Origin of the sequence: Streptomyces sp. NBC_01294 (assembly GCF_035917235.1) — a bacterium.
GTDB lineage: Bacteria > Actinomycetota > Actinomycetes > Streptomycetales > Streptomycetaceae > Streptomyces > Streptomyces caledonius.
In genome coordinates this window covers 5,760,479-5,776,193 of the sequence record NZ_CP108423.1, presented here as the reverse complement: position 1 = coordinate 5,776,193, position 15,715 = coordinate 5,760,479, and the positions used below count along the sequence as shown (strand labels likewise).

13 protein-coding genes are annotated in these 15,715 nt (G+C 72.4%); 5 read left to right on the top strand and 8 right to left on the bottom strand.

The window, feature by feature from the left end:
* Positions 1–41 precede the first annotated feature (41 nt).
* The gene (locus OG534_RS26095) at positions 42–3,875 is read right to left on the bottom strand and encodes an AfsR/SARP family transcriptional regulator (protein WP_326591137.1); all 3,834 of its coding nucleotides are present in this window, start codon (positions 3,873–3,875) and stop codon (positions 42–44) included.
* A gap of 73 nt (positions 3,876–3,948) precedes the next feature.
* Here OG534_RS26095 and OG534_RS26090 point away from each other — a divergent pair, with 73 nt between their 5' ends.
* On the top strand, positions 3,949–4,749 hold the full coding sequence (locus tag OG534_RS26090; protein WP_326591136.1) for a site-2 protease family protein: 801 nt from the start codon (positions 3,949–3,951) through the stop codon (positions 4,747–4,749).
* A gap of 100 nt (positions 4,750–4,849) precedes the next feature.
* Positions 4,850–5,772, top strand: a protein-coding gene (locus OG534_RS26085; RefSeq protein ID WP_442807038.1) for an IS5 family transposase whose coding sequence is annotated in 2 segments (ribosomal slippage) — positions 4,850–5,239 and positions 5,242–5,772 — 921 coding nt in all. Because the reading frame shifts where the segments join, the coding sequence is not laid out codon by codon here.
* A gap of 16 nt (positions 5,773–5,788) precedes the next feature.
* Here the strand turns inward: OG534_RS26085 and OG534_RS26080 are convergent.
* A complete protein-coding gene (locus tag OG534_RS26080; RefSeq protein WP_326591135.1) occupies positions 5,789–5,980 on the bottom strand; it encodes a hypothetical protein in 192 nt (63 codons plus the stop codon).
* Between the two features lie 238 nt (positions 5,981–6,218).
* Between OG534_RS26080 and OG534_RS26075 the strand changes: the two genes are divergently transcribed.
* Positions 6,219–8,291, top strand: coding sequence for a TerD family protein (locus OG534_RS26075; RefSeq protein ID WP_326591134.1), 2,073 nt, complete (start codon positions 6,219–6,221; stop codon positions 8,289–8,291).
* A 90-nt stretch (positions 8,292–8,381) separates the two neighbouring features.
* Here OG534_RS26075 and npdG read toward each other — a convergent pair whose 3' ends face one another.
* The gene (npdG, locus tag OG534_RS26070; RefSeq protein WP_326591132.1) at positions 8,382–9,086 is read right to left on the bottom strand and encodes an NADPH-dependent F420 reductase; all 705 of its coding nucleotides are present in this window, start codon (positions 9,084–9,086) and stop codon (positions 8,382–8,384) included.
* A 257-nt stretch (positions 9,087–9,343) separates the two neighbouring features.
* Between npdG and OG534_RS26065 the strand changes: the two genes are divergently transcribed.
* Entirely contained in the window at positions 9,344–9,949 is a 606-nt protein-coding gene (locus OG534_RS26065) for a hypothetical protein (protein WP_326591130.1), read from the top strand.
* Between the two features lie 22 nt (positions 9,950–9,971).
* On the opposite strand, the gene OG534_RS26060 is transcribed toward OG534_RS26065, so the two are convergent.
* The gene (locus OG534_RS26060; RefSeq protein ID WP_326591128.1) at positions 9,972–10,208 is read right to left on the bottom strand and encodes a hypothetical protein; all 237 of its coding nucleotides are present in this window, start codon (positions 10,206–10,208) and stop codon (positions 9,972–9,974) included.
* A 72-nt stretch (positions 10,209–10,280) separates the two neighbouring features.
* Between OG534_RS26060 and map the strand changes: the two genes are divergently transcribed.
* Positions 10,281–11,138 carry a type I methionyl aminopeptidase gene (map, locus tag OG534_RS26055; protein ID WP_326591126.1) on the top strand — a complete coding sequence of 286 codons (858 nt, stop codon included), beginning with the start codon at positions 10,281–10,283 and terminating at the stop codon, positions 11,136–11,138.
* An 82-nt stretch (positions 11,139–11,220) separates the two neighbouring features.
* Here map and OG534_RS26050 read toward each other — a convergent pair whose 3' ends face one another.
* From OG534_RS26050 to OG534_RS26035, 4 genes are all read right to left on the bottom strand, one after another.
* Positions 11,221–11,868, bottom strand: a complete 648-nt coding sequence (locus tag OG534_RS26050) for a biliverdin-producing heme oxygenase (RefSeq protein ID WP_314251161.1) — start codon at positions 11,866–11,868, stop codon at positions 11,221–11,223.
* A gap of 129 nt (positions 11,869–11,997) precedes the next feature.
* Positions 11,998–12,315 carry a hypothetical protein gene (locus tag OG534_RS26045; protein WP_326591123.1) on the bottom strand — a complete coding sequence of 106 codons (318 nt, stop codon included), beginning with the start codon at positions 12,313–12,315 and terminating at the stop codon, positions 11,998–12,000.
* A gap of 1,248 nt (positions 12,316–13,563) precedes the next feature.
* A complete protein-coding gene (locus tag OG534_RS26040; RefSeq protein WP_326591122.1) occupies positions 13,564–14,229 on the bottom strand; it encodes a PhzF family phenazine biosynthesis protein in 666 nt (221 codons plus the stop codon).
* Positions 14,230–14,248: 19 nt separating this feature from the next.
* Positions 14,249–15,682 (bottom strand): HtaA domain-containing protein, encoded by a 1,434-nt coding sequence (locus tag OG534_RS26035; protein ID WP_326591121.1) that lies wholly within the window; start codon positions 15,680–15,682, stop codon positions 14,249–14,251.
* Positions 15,683–15,715: the final 33 nt, after the last annotated feature.

The window sequence follows — 15,715 nt, the reverse complement described above, 5'->3', positions numbered from 1 at the left end:
CTCCGGATCGCGTCCCGGACGGACACCGGCCGGGGGCCGGGTCAGATGAGGGCGGTGGCCTCCTCCAGGGAGAGGCCGCCGCCTTCGGCGTACGCCTTCTCGTAGGCGGCGTCACCGAGCGCCGCCCGCGCGCGCTCCTCGGCGTGGGCGAAGTCCTCGCGTTCCGTGGTCACGGGGAAATGCCCGGGCGGCAGGAGCGCCCGGTAGGCGCCGAGCAGCCGGGCCGCGTCGTGCTCGCGCCGCGGGCAGCCGACCGAGACGAGGGAGACGGCCCCGGTCAGCAGGTACACCGCGGGCAGCTGCGGGGCGACCATCAGCACGAGCGGGTCGTGGACCCGGCTCATGGCCTCGCGGATCCGCACCAGCGCCTCCTCGTACAGGCCCTCCTGGTTGTCCAGCCAGGCCATCGTGGCGAGGAGGAACACGTCGAAGACGGCGTACGCCCCGAGCGCGAAGTCCTCGCGCAGCGCCTCGATCTGGGCACGGGCCTCGGCGATCCGGCCGGTCCGGCCGAGGAGGCCCGCGAGGAACATCCGGGCGGCGGGCATGGCCTCGTTGCCGAACCGCTGCACCCTGGCGGTGATCTCCGTGAGGATCTCCTCGGCCTCCTCCGGCTCCCCGTTCTCGACGAGCGTCCCGGCCATCCGTACGCGCAACACCGTCACCTGGGCCTTGGCACCCAGGCGTTCGGCGTGCTCGATCGCCGCCCGGAAGTCCTCGGCGGCCTGCGCGTACATACCGCGCTTCTCCCGGGACTCGGCGCGCGCGGACAGGGCCTCGGCGCAGCCCCAGGCGTCGCCGAGCTCGTGGAAGAGGGCCAGGCTCTCGTCGGCGTCGCGGGAGGCGTCGCCGGCCCAGTCGGCCCGGTTGGCGAGGATGTTGGCCCGCAGCTGCAGGGCCGAGGCGAGCTCCCAGCGGTACCCGAACGCGCGGCAGGCCTCGACGGTCTCGTCCACGACCCGCTGGAGCAGCCCGACGTCGCCCGAGATCATGACGGCGTAGATCCAGAGGGAGGAAGGGGTCCGGCAGGTCTGCGGCAGCCCGGGCCGGTAGGTGGCGAGCACGCCCTCGATCTGGGCGCGGACCTCGGGGGTGTCCCAGGTGGCGCTGTTCTGGTCGCGGGCGGCCAGCCGGATCAGCTGGATGCCGCGCCAGGCCTCGGTGAGCAGTTCGCCGGAGTAGGGCGGGGGCGTGTCGACGATCCGCCCGTGGACGGGTTCGGCGGGGGCGGCGGGCGCCGCGAAGGGGTTGGGGCCGAGCGCGGCGGCCGCCTCGGACCAGTGCCGGGACTCGGTGCTCAGGTCGTGCATGTGCCAGTACCAGCCCAGGGAGTGGACGAGGCACAGCACCTCGTCGCCGTCCCGGGCGGCGACGGCGCGGCGCAGGGCGGTACGCAGGTTCTCGTACTCGGTGGCGAGCCGCTCGGTGGCGGCCCGCTGGCCGTGGCCGCGGAGCAGGGGCTCGGTGGTGCGGGCCAGTTCGCGGTAGTGGACGAGGTGGCGGCGCTCGGTGTGCTCGCGGTCGCCGTCGGCCGCGGCGAGCCGCTCGGCGGCGTACTCGCCGACGGTCTCCAGGAGGCGGTAGCGCATGCCGGAGCCGTCGGGGCCGGGGGCGGCGACGACGAGGGACTTGTCGACGAGGGAGCCGAGGACGTCGGCGGTGTCGTAGGCGGGGTCGGCGCAGACGGCCTCGGCGGCGACGAGGTCGCAGCCGCCGGCGAAGACGGAGAGGCGGCGCAGGACGGTCCGCTCGGGCTCGTCGAGGAGGTCCCAGGACCAGTCGACGACGGCGCGCAGGGTCTGCTGGCGCGGCAGCACGGTGCGGGCGCCGCTGGTCAGGAGCCGGAAACGGTCGTCGAGGCGGTCGGCGATCTGGCGCGGGGTGAGGAGGCGCAGCCGGGCAGCGGCCAGCTCGATGGCCAGCGGCAGGCCGTCGAGGCGGCGGCAGATCTCGGCGGCCGCGGCCGGGTCGTCGCCGGTACGGAACCCCGGCAGGGCGGCGGCTCCCCGGTCACCGAGGAGCCGCAGCGCGACGGGGTCGGGCAGCGGCTCCACCGGGCGCAGGGACTCCCCCGGCACACCGAGGGGTTCGCGGCTGGTGGCCAGGATCTGCACGCCGGGGCAGCGCGCGAGGAGTTCCTCGGCCAGTTCGGCGGCCGCGCCGATGACGTGCTCGCAGTTGTCGAGGAGCAGGAGCATCCGCTGGCGTGCGCAGTGCTCGGCGAGCCGGTCGAGGGGGGCGTCGCCGTTCCGGTCGGTCAGCGCCCGCAGTTCCTCGGCGGCGGCGCCGCGCAGCTTGGTCTCGCGTGCCCCGAGCGCGGCGAGCGTGGCCTCGGCGACGTCCTCCGGGTCGTCCACGGGGGCGAGCTCGACGAGCCACACCCCGTCGGGCCATCCACCGCGCGCCGCGTGCGCCTCGGCGGCCTCCTGCGAGAGCCGCGTCTTGCCGGCCCCGCCGGGGCCGAGGAGCGTGACGAGCCGCGCCCGCGCGAGGTCGTCCCCGATGACGCGGATGTCGTCCTCGCGCCCGACGAAGGTGGTGAGACGCGCCCGCAGATTGCCGGTACCGGTGCCGATGCCCTGGCCGGGCGGTGCGGGGGCCGCGGCGGCGTGCCACCGGGACCCGTCGGGGGCCATAGCGGTGCCGGTGCCGGGGTACTCCCCGGCTGCCCCGGAGAACGGGCCGTGCCCGGGGTCGGCGGCGGGCGGCGCCTGCGCCCCGGACCAGGGTGCGTCCGCGCCGCCCGGGTACGACTGAGGCCGTGCGCCGGGCGAGGTGGGAGCGGCCGGCTCCGCGGCACCGTGCCGACGGGGGTTGGGGCCGGTGGGGTCTGTATCGGTACCCGCACCCGCGCCAGGGCCGGGTGCCCCGGGGAACGGGCCGTGCCCCACGGCCGGCCCGGCGGCGGGAAGCCGGTCCCAGGGCGCAGGGCCGGGGCGGGCGGGGTCTGCGTCGGTGCTCGCGCCCGTGCCCGGAGCGAGCGCGGCGGGGCCGGGCTTCTGTCCGGCTGCCCCGGAGGACGGGCCCTGTCCCTCGGCCGGACCGGCGGGCTGGGGCTGCTCCCAGGCGTGCGGGGCACGGGCGCCGGAGGCGGGGGCGGCGGGGAGGCGGTCCCCGGGTGTCTGCGGGGTCGTGGGCCGGTACGCGGTCGGCGGCACGGGGGGCGGCGGGCTCAGGAGTTCCGTGTGCAGGGCGCGCAGGGCCGGGCCCGGGGTCGTGCCGAGGCGGTCGGCGAGGTCACGGCGGACGCGGTCGTAGGCGGACAGGGCCTCCGCCGGGCGGCCCACGTCGCGCAGCGCACGGATCCGCAGCGCCTGCAGCGGCTCGTCCAGCGGCTGCCGCGCGCACAGCGCGGTCAGCTCCGGCAAGGACCGCTCGGCGTCGCCCAGGGACAGGGCCGCGGCGAGCCGGCCCCGGCGCGCGTCCATCCGTACGGCCTCCCAGCGCGCGGACTCCGCGGCCGGGTCGGGCAGGTCCGCCAGTGCGGGTCCGCGCCACAGGGCGAGGGCCTCCTCGTAGAGGGCCACCGCCTCGGCCGGGTCCCGCGCCTCGCCGGCGGCGCGGGCCAGCCGCTCGAAGCGGTACAGGTCGACGTCCTCGCGCAGGGCGGCCAGCTGGTAGCCGCCCTCCGCGGAGCGCACGGCCGCGTGCCCCAGCGTCCGCCGCAGCCGGGCGACCAGCGCCTGCAGGGCCGCCACCGCGTCGGCCGGCGGGTCGCCGGCCCAGACCTCGGCGACCAGCATCCGGGCCGGTACCGCCCGCCCCGGCCGCAGTGCGAGCGCGGTCAGGAGTGCCCGCAGGCGCGCTCCGCCGACGGCGATGGGGGTCCCGTCGTCGCGGATGGCCTGGGCCGTGCCGAGAATCGCGTAGCGCACCGGCCCATTGTCCCCGTACCCGGACCGGGCCCCGAACCGTTTTCGTCCCGGCCCCCGGGATAGGTTTCCCCGCATGGGTCATCAGGGGAGCCGCAGCGAGCGGCGGATCAGTTCGGTATTCATCGGCATCGTCGCCATCATGGTCGTCACCGGCTGGGCGGTGTGGACGGGGTACTCGACGAGCACCGGGCTCGCCGTGTTCCTCGCGGTGACGTCGGCGTGGATCGTCTCTCTCTGCCTGCACGAGTACGCGCACGCCCGCACGGCCCTGCACAGCGGCGACCTCTCGGTGGGCTCCAAGGGCTACCTGACGCTGAATCCGCTCAAGTACACGCACTGGCTGCTCAGCATCGTCCTGCCGGTGGTCTTCGTGATCCTGGGCGGGCTGGGCCTGCCCGGCGGCGCCGTCTACATCGAGCACGGCCGGATCCAGGGCCGCTGGAAGCACAGCCTCATATCGGCGGCGGGCCCGCTCACCAACGTGGCCTTCGCCGTCGTCTGCACGGCGCCGTTCTGGCTGGACGCCCTCGACGGGGTGCCGATGCCCTTCCGCTTCGCCCTCGCGTTCCTGGCGCTGCTCCAGGTCTCGGCGGCGATCCTGAACTTCCTGCCGGTGCCGGGCCTGGACGGCTACGGGGTCATCGAGCCCTGGCTGTCGTACCGGGTGCGCCGCGAGGTGGAGCCGCTGGCTCCGTACGGCCTGATCGGCATCTTCGTCCTGCTGTGGATCCCGGGCGTCAACGCGGTCTTCTTCGACGTGGTGGAGGGCGTGCTGTCCGGACTCGGCGTGTCGGATCTGGACTGGTGGTGCGGCCGCGACCTCTACCGCTTCTGGCAGGAGAGCGACGGCGTGTGCGCCGTCCCGCAGGACTAGGGGCGTGTCTTCCGGATCTTGCCGCCCGCAGGACTAGGCAGTGTCTGATGGCTCTTGCCCGGGGTGGTGGATCTGCTGTCGTTCTGGGCATGAGCCGGTCATGGTGCGTCGGCATGAACTGACGAATGCTCAGTGGGAGCGCATAGCTCCGCTGCTGCCGGAGACTGGCGGGCCGGGTGGGCGGTGGGCCGACCACCGCACCGTGGTCAACGGTGTGCTCTACCGGACACGGACCGGGATTCCCTGGCGTGACCTGCCCGAACGCTACGGATCCTGGCAGACCGTCTACGAACGCCACCGCCGCTGGTCGGCCGACGGCACCTGGTCGAACATCCTGCGAGCGTTGCAGGCCGGTGCCGACTCCACCGCGCGAGACGCGGACGGCTCGTGGGCGGTCAACGCCGACTCCACCACCTGCCGGGCCCACCAGCACGCGGCCGGGGCTCGGCATTCCGCCCCGGCTGACCACCCCGAAAAAGGGGCGGGACCCGTGTGGATGCAGAGGGCCGCGAGGCCCTGGGACGTTCCCGGGGCGGGCTGACCAGCAAGGTCCACCTCCTGGCGGATGACCGCTGCCGACCCCTGGTCTGGCTGACCTCGCCCGGCCAGCGCGGAGACAGCCCGATGTTCATCCCGCTCATGCAGGTCCTGAACGTGGCCCGCACCGGGGCCGGGCGTCCCCGCACCCGACCGGACCGTGCCCGCGGCGACAAGGCGTACTCCAGCCGTGCCAACCGCGTCTACCTGCGTAAACGCGGGATCAAGGCAACGATCGCCCAGCCGGACGACCAGCGTGCGAACCGCCGTCGGCGCGGACGGGCCGGCGGCCGCCCGCCGTCCTTCGACCGCGAGCAGTACCGCCGACGCAACACCGTCGAACGCTGCATCGGGAAGCTGAAACAGCACCGGGCCGTCGCCACTCGGTACGACAAACGCGACTACATCTTCAACGGCACCCTGGCCACCGCAGCCATCGTGATCTGGCTCCGCGACCTCATCAAAGAGCCATCAGACACTGCCTAGCCCCGCGCCACCCGGCTCAGACCGCGTTGCGCGTGGCGGCGGCCTTCTCGGCCTTCGCCCTGCGCAGGAAGTACCAGGCCATGTTGGACGTGAGGCCCGCGAGCAGCACCCAGACGATCCCGAGGAAGCTGCCCTCCACGAAGGCGATGACGGCCGCGGCCACCGCGAGGACGCAGACGACGACGGCGAAGACGGCAAGGCGGGGCATGGGAAGGGCTCCTCGGAAACACTGAACGGGGTCGAGCCACACCAGTGTCCCCCATGCCCCGCAGTGCTGCCGTAAGGACGCCCGCGCATCCCGCCCGGCCCATTTCCCTCTTTGCCTGATCCACTGCGCTGCGCAGCGCTACGGTTCGCCGGTGACGCGCCGTATCGCGAGCGCGACAGAAGGTACAGACCGGCCCGCTCCGCCAGCGACGGATGCCGCCGGCGAGTGGGGGGAACACATGCAGGAGATCCCGAAGGGCGCGAACGTCAGCCTGGCCGCCCTCAGCGAGGACGCCGGTTCGGTCATCGTGAGCCTGAGCTGGACCAGTACCTCCGGAGCCGGTGATGCCGACGTCTCCGTGCTGCTCTTGGACGAGAACGGCAAGGTCCGCAGCGAGAACGACTTCTACTTCTACAACCATCCCGCCGCCGCCGACGGAAGCGTGCAGCTCCTCGGGAAGACACCGACCGACAGCGGTGACGAGGACCGCATCAGTGTGGACCTGACCGCGGTTCCCGAGGACGTCGCGCGGATCGTGGTGGCGGCCAGCCAGTACGGTGGCGCCCGGTTCGGGGACCTCGACGACCTGCGCATGACGGTCGCGGACCGGGCCGGCGAACCACTGGTCGGCTTCTCCATCGAGGACGCGGGCGTGGAGACGGCCTTCATCTTCGGCGAGCTGTACCGGCGGGAGGACGAGTGGAAGTTCCGCGCCGTGGGACAGGGGTACGAGACCGGTCTGGCCGGGCTGGCCACGGACTTCGGCATCTCGGTCACCGAGGACGCGGACGAGCCCCCGGCGCCCGAGGAGGCAGCTGAGCCCGAAGAGGCTGCGGCACCCGAAGAGGCTGCGGCACCTGGGGAGGCGGCAGCGCCCGGGACCGGCGCACCGGCCCCCCTGGGAGCACCCGCCGGTGGGACCTCTTCCGGTCCTGCCGCGCCGGCCGCGGATCCGGCACCCGCGGCCGCCACGGTGCCGGCTCAGACCCGCGGTCGCGGCCCGCGCACCACGAGGAAGAAGGTCACGCTGCCCAGGGTGGCCAAGAAGTCCCTCGCCGAGAACGAATCATGGCGCACCGCGCGGCTGTTCCCGGTCCCGTCCCTCAAGAGCGACAAGGAGCGCGAGGTACGGGCCACGTCGGTCCTGCTGTCCGTCATGGCCCAGGTCCCCGAGTTGGGACGCCGCCTCACCGCCGCGTTCGGCGCCCCCGCCGGCCGCATGGAGACCTTCACCGAGGTGTCCCTGCCCCACGGCGACGCCCCGAAGCGCCCCGACGGTGTGATCCGGGTGGAGCGTGCGGGCAAGCTGTGGACGGCGCTCGTGGAGACGAAGACGAACGGCAATCCCCTCAAGGCCGAGCAGGTCCAGCAGTACATGGACATCGCCGCGCGCCGAGGCTACGAGGCCGTGATCACCCTCTCCAACGACGTGGCGCTCGAAGGGGCCCCGATGGTCGACGTCAAGGTCGACGGACGGCGCAAGCACAAGGTCAGTCTGTGGCACCTGTCGTGGGCCGAGGTGGCTCACCAGGCCCAGATGCTGATCCGCCACGAGGGCGTCGGCAATGCCGCCCATGCCTGGCTCCTCCAGGAACTCCTGGAGTACTTGCAGCACGAGAACTCGGGCTGCCACGGGTTCCAGAACATGGGCCCCGCCTGGGTACCCGTGCGCAAGGGCATCGAGGACGAGACCATCGACCCCGTCGATGCCCGCGCCGTCGATGTCGTGGAGAGCTGGGAGCGGCTCGTCCGGCAGGTCTGTCTGCGCCTCGGCGGTGAACTCGGGCAGAGGGCTCTGCCGGTGCAGCGGGCCCGGCGCGGCAGCGATCCGCGGGCCCGGCGCGTCGCGGCGGCCGAGAGGCTGTGCGCGGAGGGCAGGCTCTCGGCGGAACTGCGCGTCGACGGGACCAGCTCCGTGATCGCGGTGATCGCCGATCTGCGGACGGGAAAGGTGCGCACGTCCGTCGACGTCCCGGCCCCCGAGGGTGCCTATCCGCTGGCCACGGCGAAGCGGCTGATGCGGCTGCTCGCCGAGGCACCCGCGGACCTGCACGTGCAGAGCCTCGTGGAGGGTGAGAACGGGCCGCGCGGCACCCTGGAGCGCCTGCGTCCCGAACCGGGCGATCTCCTGCCCAGGGACGGCGCGCCGCTCAGCGGGTTCCGGCTGTCGTTGATCAAGGGCATGGGCAACAGCCGCGGCAACACAGAGTCCGGCTTCATCCGCAGCGTGGACGACGCCGTCGACCGCTTCTACCAAGGGGTGGTGGCCCAGCTCGGCGTCCTCGAAGCGCGCCCCGGGCGGCGGAGCTGAGCACGGGCGTGCCCGGCGGTCCGGTCCGACAGGACCGTCCCGCCGGGCACGCCCGGCACCGCGTCTTCCGTGCCCGGCCGGACGCGCCGCTCAGACGTCCGTGACGCGCAGGCCCGCGTGGGCCTTGTAGCGGCGGTTGGTGGAGATCAGGTTGGCGACCAGGGACTCGACCTGGTGGGCGTTGCGCAGGCGGCCGGCGAAGACGCCGCGCATGCCCGGGATGCGGGCGGCCAGGGCCTGGACGAGGTCCGTGTCGGCGCGGACCTCGCCGAGGACCATCACGTCGGTGTCGATCTCGTCGATCGACTCGTCCTGGAGGAGGACCGCCGAGAGGTGGTGGAAGGCTGCCGTGACGCGGGAGTCGGGGAGCAGGGCGGCGGCCTGCTGGGCGGCGCTGCCCTCCTCGACCTGGAGGGCGTACGCGCCCTGCTTGTCGAAGCCCAGCGGGTTGACGCAGTCCACGACGAGCTTGCCGGCGAGGTCCTCGCGGAGCGCTTCGAGGGTCTTGGCGTGGCCCTCCCACGGCACCGCGATGATGACGATGTCGCTGCGGCGCGCGCACTCGGCGTTGTCCGCGCCCTCCACGCCGAGGCCCAGCTCGTCGGCGGCGGTCCGTGCGCGGTCGGCGGCGCGGGAGCCGATGATCACCTTCTGGCCGGCCCTGGCGAGGCGGTAGGCGAGGCCCCGGCCCTGGTCGCCGGTGCCGCCGAGGACGCCGACGACGAGGCCGGACACGTCCGGCAGGTCCCACGGGTCCTTGGCCGGCGGCTTCTGCGTGCTGTCTGAGGAAGTCATGGGGGCGAGGGTACTGCCGGGTAGCCCACAGTCGAAGGGGAGGGAGTCGCGGTGAGCCGCCGGGAGCTGCGGAGTCCGCGGGGTGCCCGGGTCCGTCGGGTCCGCGGGGTGCCCGGGGTCCGTCGGGTCCGCGGGGCCCCGGAGCCGCGGGGTCCGCCCGGGTCCGACGGGCGACGGGCCCGGGTTCCGTGCGACAACGGTGGGGTCCGCGGGTGAACTGCTCCCCCGGGTGCGCCGGATGGTGCAGGATGCCCGATATGGATGCCGTGAGGGTCGCGCTGCTGCGCGAGGTGCTCGCCGGTACGCAGTGGCCGGGCGCCGCGCGCCGCTTCGCCGGTTCGCTGCGGCGGTCCGTCGTGCCGGCCGGCGGGAACCTGCTGCTGGTGGGGACCGAGCGCTACGAGCCCTGGCACCTGGCGGCGCACCTGGTGGACGAGGCCGCCTGGTCCGGTCTGCCGGAGCTGGCGCCGACGCTCGTACGCCACCGGGTGCGGCCCGGGGAGCCGCCGCACCTGTCGGTGGGGCTGGGCCGGCTGGAGGCGGCCCGGCGCGGGCACACGCTGCTGGTGGTGGCGCCCGGGGAGCCCGGCGAGGGCCTGCTGGAGCGCGTCCACGACGCCCGGCGCGCGGGGGCGACCGTACTGTCCCTGGACGGCGGGGACCGGGAGCTGGGCGCGCTCGCGCACGATGCGCTGTCGGTGCCGGAGGACGGCGCCGAGCTGGATCTCGACACCGTGCAGCACCTGGTCGGCGCGGCGGCCGGGGAGAACGGCATGCCGGTGCAGCGCGGGTCGCGCCGGCTGCGGGACCGGCTGGCGCGGCTGGCCGATCAGTTGACCGCCCCGCCGCCCAGCCGCTGGTAGGAGCCCCCGGGGCCACGGCCCGTCAGGGGGCCGTGCCCTCTTCTTCCCCGCGGCTCTTGTCGTTCCACTTGGGGTCGTTCTGCCATTCGAGGTTGCGTTCCTGCGCCGTCTCCATGGCGCGGCCCGCCTCCTCCGGCGTCTCGTAGGGACCGAAACGGTCCTTCGCCGGACACTCGGGGCCTTCCTCGACCTTGTTGTGGACCAGGCAGTAGTACCACTCGCCCGGTTTGCCCACCTGGCGCTTCTTGAACAGGGCCATCGTTGTCGGGCTCCTCTCGTTACCGCTCTCTGCCGCCATGCTGCCCCATCCCCGCTGGATACACTCGCTTGCATGTCTGGCCAGTCGCTGCTCGTACCAGGCGAGCTTTCCCCCGTCCGTTCCGTTCCCGGAAACATCCGCCGGCCCGAGTACGTGGGCAAGCCCGCACCCACTCCGTACACCGGACCGGAGGTGCAGTCGGCCGAGACCATCGAGGCCATGCGCATCGCCGGCCGGATCGCCGCCCAGGCGATGGAAGAGGCCGCCAAGCTGATCGCGCCGGGGGTGACCACCGACGAGCTCGACAAGGTCGCCCACGACTACATGTGCGACCACGGCGCCTACCCCTCGACGCTCGGCTACCGGAGCTTCCCGAAGTCGCTGTGCTCGTCCGTGAACGAGGTCATCTGTCACGGCATCCCCGATTCCACCGTCCTGCGCGACGGCGACATCGTGAACCTCGACGTGACCGCGTACATCGGCGGGGTGCACGGCGACAACAACGCCACCTACCTGTGCGGTGAGGTGGACGAGGAGTCGCGGCTGCTGGTGGAGCGCACCCGCGAGGCGCTGAACCGGGCCGTCAAGGCGGTCAAGCCGGGCCGCCAGATCAACATCATCGGCCGGGTCATCGAGTCGTACGCGAAGCGCTTCGGCTACGGCGTGGTCCGGGACTTCACCGGCCACGGCATCAACTCCTCCTTCCACTCCGGCCTGATCATCCCGCACTACGACAGCCCGCACGCCACCACCGTCATCGAGCCCGGGATGACCTTCACCATCGAGCCGATGCTGACCCTGGGCACCCACGAGTACGACATGTGGGAGGACGGCTGGACGGTCGTCACGAAGGACCGCAAGCGGACGGCGCAGTTCGAGCACACCCTGGTCGTCACGGACTCCGGCGCGGAGATCCTGACCCTCCCCTAGTCCTGCGGTCCCTCCGCGAACACGAGCGGGCCCGGTGCACCTGTGCACCGGGCCCGGCCCTGTTCCCGCGGACTCCCCGGGGCTACGCGCTGAGCGGGAACTGCTCGCCCAGCTCCCGGAAGACCGCGCCGTTGAAGTCGAAGGCGCGCTTGCACTCGTCGATGATGCGCTGCTTCTCCAGGTCGTCCGCCGCTATGGCGTCCAGCAGCTCGCGGTAGGTCCGCTTGAAGGCCGCCGGATTGGAGATGTCCGCGAAGACGTAGAAGCGGACGCCGTCGCCCTTGCGCTCGAAGCCCCAGGTGCGTTCGGCCTTGTCGCGGATGATCTGGCCGCCGGAGAGGTCGCCCAGGTAGCGGGTGTAGTGGTGGGCGACGTACCCGCCCGGCCACTGCGCCGCGCACTCGGCCACCCGGTCGGCGTAGGCACGCGTCGCGGGCAGGGCCACCACGCTCTCGCGCCAGTCCGGGCCCACCAGGTGGGCGAGGTCGCGCTCGATCTCGGCGACGCGCATGAGCTCGGGCTGGATGAACGGGCCTGCCACCGGGTCGTCCTTGAGCGATTCGGCCGCGTCCTCCAGGGCCCGGTACACGAACCACAGTTGCTCGGTGTAGCGCGTGTACGCGTCCACGCCGAGCCGTCCACCCAGCAGATCGCTCATGAAGGTCGACGTCTCGGCCTCGGTGTGCTGCTCGTGCGAGGCGACGCGGATGACCGTAGAGAAGGCGTCCAAGGCGGACCTCCAGGAAGGGGAAACAGGCGTGACGGCATCACCGTCACGCCCGATCTTCCTACTTAGGCTTGCCTAAGTCAATGAGTTCCCGACGTATTGTCGGTAAAAAATCCCGCCCTGCGGCCCGCGTCAGCCGCCCGAGAACGCCCAGAGCGTGAGCACCGCGACGAGGACCAGGTGCGGGTGGAGAAAGGCGAGGAGGCAGCCGATGCTCCCCAGCGCGAGACGCCTCCTGCGCTGCGCGTCGGTCCGGGGCGGGATCCAGGTGAAGGCCACCATCGCCAGCGGGAAGGCGTAGAAGTAGGCGAACCCGGGCGGGAAGCCGGGCAGGTAGGAGGTCGCCCGGCCGCACCACACGGCCGCCGGGGCCAGCGCGGTGAAGAGCGCCGCCACCGGCAGCCACCGCTGCCGCTCGTCGGGGCGGCGGATCACCGAAGTCTTCGTCATGGCGCCATCACACCGCGGCGCCCGCCGGCCGCGTCAGCGCCCGCGTACTCACTTCACTCCTGCGCGGAATACCTACGGGCCTCGACGGCACAGAGTCCGACGTCACCCATATGGCTTAACGAATGTGGTGGGACCGTGCGGGGAGGCGGAGCGTCGAGAGGGGGCTCGATGACCACAGGAACGGATCGAGATCATGGAATTAGGAGCGCTCGGCGGGAAAGAGAAGATCGTCACCGTGATCGAGGTGACCTTGCGCGACGGAAAATGGGTGTGCCGGGATCTCAACTTCTCCCTGCCGGAGGCCGGGAGTTCCGCCGAGGACTCCATGGGGCCGCCGGGTGGCCCGGGGCCGCCCAAGCCGGTCGCGCCGTTCGCCTCCCCCCGCAACGGCCTGGCGTCGGTGTCGCTGGGAACGGATTCCCAGCGGATCTACTACGCGGACACGTACGGCAGCATCATCGAGTTGGCGGTCGACGGCCAGGATGTGCGGTGGCGGAACTTCACCACCGATATCGGCGCGCCGGTCGCCGGCATCCGGAGTCCGCTGGCCGTCACGGTGCCGGGCGGCGTAACGGTCCACTACTTCGACGCATCGAACCGTCTTGTGCGGCTGTGGCACAAGAACAAGAAGACCTGGACCTTGCGCAACTACAACAGGCCCCCGGCGGCTTCGGCTGCCAGTCCGTTGTCGACGATGGTCACCGCCTACACCCGTAGGGTGTTCATCTACTACTTGAACACCCGCGGCAACGTCATGGAAGTGGCCTGGACACACAACCAGGAACCCTCGGTGACCAACCTCAGTACGTTGGTGAATCTGTTTCCGATCTGTCCTGTGACCCCGCTCGCGGCCGTCGGGTTCGGCTCGGATCTCCGGCGGATCTATTACCTGGACGTCAACAACAACCCTTGCCAGCTGTCCCACAATGTCGATGCACCCACCAACCAGTACCCGACGGGCCGGAAGTGGTGGTCCCAGGAGAACCTGAGACAGTCTTCGGGTGCCGAATTCGCCGCCGAATACAGCCCGATGGCCGTCGCGCTCACCAGAACCTCGCAGCCCCGGGTGTACTACTGCGACTGGAAGGGCGACGTCACCGCCTTGGCCTGGCTCGGAAACGGATGGTCCTTCAGCACTCCGGGGGAACTCGCCAACGGCGGAGACGGCGCCCCGACCGCCGCGGCCACCAGCGCGATGGCGGCGGTCCTGGCCGCCGACGACATCAGGCAACACCTGATGGCTTCCCGTCAGATCCGGTCCGGGGTCGGGGCGAAACGGACGCGGCCGCCGAGTTCGACCGTGCCGTCCGGGCCGGGGGCGGTGAGGATCTGGGAGCCGGCGCCCTGGATGATGTTCAGGGCGCGGTTCAGCTGGGCCGTCAGCAGGATCGCCGCCGAGCCGGTGGCCTCGTCCTCGGTGATGATCCCGTCGGGGCGGCGCGGAAAACCGCGGGCCCGCACGCGGCCCGCGGCCTCGTCCTCCCAGGCCCAGGCGTACAGCCAGCCCTCGCCCTGCGGCGGGGCCGGCAGCGCCTCGACCTCGGCGACGGACGCGTACTGCTCGGTGCGCTTGCCCTCGACCCACTCGGGGCGGGCCGTGATCCAGGTGAACTCCCCGTCGTCACGGGCCCATACGGATCCGGCGGGCGGCTGGAGCTCCTCGATGTCCAGCAGCCACGCGGCCCCGACCAGCGGATGTCCCGCGAATGACATGCGCGTGCCGGGGGTGCGGATGTCGACGACCCCGCGCTCGGGGTCGTCGACGAACACCGTCTCGCTGTAGCCGAGTTCGGCGGCCAGGGCCTGCCGCGACGCGTCGTCGGGGCAGGTCCGGCCGTCGCGTACGACACCGAGCAGGTTGCCGAAGCGGCCGTCACCCGCGCAGAAGACCTTCAACACGTCGAGATCGTTCACGCGGGAATTGAAACACGGCTCAGACCTGGGCCGTACGCCGCCTGCGCGCGAGGAACACCGCGCCGGCGCCGGCCGCGACGATCACGCCGGAGGCGGTGAGCAGGGCCGCGGCCGGGATCTCGGCGCCGGTTGCGGCGAGGTTGCCGCCGACGGAACCGCCGCCCACGGTGCCGCCCGTACCGCCGGTGGTGCCACCCGTACCGCCCGTGCCTCCGGTGGTGCCCGTCGTCGGCAGGACGGCGTCCTTGTCCACCGCCACGGAGAAGGAGACCGGGTCGATCGCGTCGCCCGCCTTGTACATGGAGCCGGTGGTGTCGTTGGCGAAGGCCGCCGCGCCCTCGGCGGTGAAGGCCGCCGGAACCGCGTTCAGCGCCAGCACGCCGCCCTTGGTCTTGTAGTCGGTCTTCGACAGGTCGAGCGTCGCGAAGGGGACGGCCGCCTTGCTGCCGGAGGCGTTCTTGACGTCCACGTACAGGGTTCCGGACTTGCCGGTGGCGTCGACGCGCGGGTTGGCGAAGGTCATGTCTATGCCGTGGGCCGCGTACTGGAAGCGGAGGTTGCCCTCGAAGGAGGCGTTCAGCTTCTGCTTCTTGACGTCCAGCTCGCCCTTGCCGAAGGCGAAGTCGAAGACGTCGCCGTTCTTGCCGGCCCCGCCGGCCGGGGTGATGGAGCCCGCGCTCAGCACGTACTTGCGGAAGGACTCCTTCACGCCCCACGTCAGCTTGCCGCTGAGGACCTTCTGCACGCCGTCGGCCGGAGCCGTGGGCTGCTTGGTGGGCGCCGTCGGAGTGGGCGCGGTCGGAGTGGGCGCGGTGACGCTCGGGGTGGGCTGCGTCGGCGTGGGCTTGGGCGGGGTCGGGGGCTGCTCGAACTCCAGCTTCGCGGTGAGCGGGTCGCCCGTCTTGCCCTCGTAGCCCGCGGAGCCGAGCGCGTCCGCGGCCTCCTTGGTGAGCTTGGTCTCCAGGTTGGCCATCGACTGGCCGGCGAAGGCCACCGTGGCCAGCGGTACGTCCTGGGTCGTGGCGCCGGCCTTGGTGACGTCCGCGGTGAGCTTCTTGGTGCCGGTGTCGATGCGGATGTCCGAGAGCTTGACCTCGAAGCCGTGGCCGGTCGGCGGGGAGGGCGACGAGAAGGTGACGCTGCCCTTGAAGGCCGCCTTCACCACGTGACCGCCGGCCGGGTCGTACTGGCCCGTCGGCTCGACGAACTTCAGGGTGCCGTCGTCGTTCTGCTTGGCACCGTCCGCGACGGTGATGGTGCCCTTGGCCATGCCGGTCACGTAGGCGCGGTAGCTCGCGAGCACGCCCCAGTCGAGGGAGCCGCCGACGACCTTCACCGGTGCGGTGGGCGGACCGCCCGCGGCGGTGGCGGGCAGGACGAAGGCGGTGGTCCCGAGCGCGGCGGCGGTCAGGACGGCGGCCGCGAGGGAGATCGGGCGGCGGATGGGCGACATGGCTGGGAACTCCTGGAGGAACAGAAGGGGGAA

Excerpts from the sequence above, each read along its gene's own strand:
- map (WP_326591126.1), top strand. The coding sequence starts at position 10,281 with ATGTCTGGCCAGTCGCTGCTCGTACCAGGCGAGCTTTCCCCCGTCCGT.
- npdG (WP_326591132.1), bottom strand. The coding sequence starts at position 9,086 with ATGACTTCCTCAGACAGCACGCAGAAGCCGCCGGCCAAGGACCCGTGG.
- OG534_RS26065 (WP_326591130.1), top strand. The coding sequence starts at position 9,344 with ATGGATGCCGTGAGGGTCGCGCTGCTGCGCGAGGTGCTCGCCGGTACG.
- OG534_RS26060 (WP_326591128.1), bottom strand. The coding sequence starts at position 10,208 with ATGGCCCTGTTCAAGAAGCGCCAGGTGGGCAAACCGGGCGAGTGGTAC.
- OG534_RS26035 (WP_326591121.1), bottom strand. The coding sequence starts at position 15,682 with ATGTCGCCCATCCGCCGCCCGATCTCCCTCGCGGCCGCCGTCCTGACC.
- OG534_RS26045 (WP_326591123.1), bottom strand. The coding sequence starts at position 12,315 with ATGACGAAGACTTCGGTGATCCGCCGCCCCGACGAGCGGCAGCGGTGG.
- OG534_RS26075 (WP_326591134.1), top strand. The coding sequence starts at position 6,219 with ATGCAGGAGATCCCGAAGGGCGCGAACGTCAGCCTGGCCGCCCTCAGC.
- OG534_RS26080 (WP_326591135.1), bottom strand. The coding sequence starts at position 5,980 with ATGCCCCGCCTTGCCGTCTTCGCCGTCGTCGTCTGCGTCCTCGCGGTG.
- OG534_RS26090 (WP_326591136.1), top strand. The coding sequence starts at position 3,949 with ATGGGTCATCAGGGGAGCCGCAGCGAGCGGCGGATCAGTTCGGTATTC.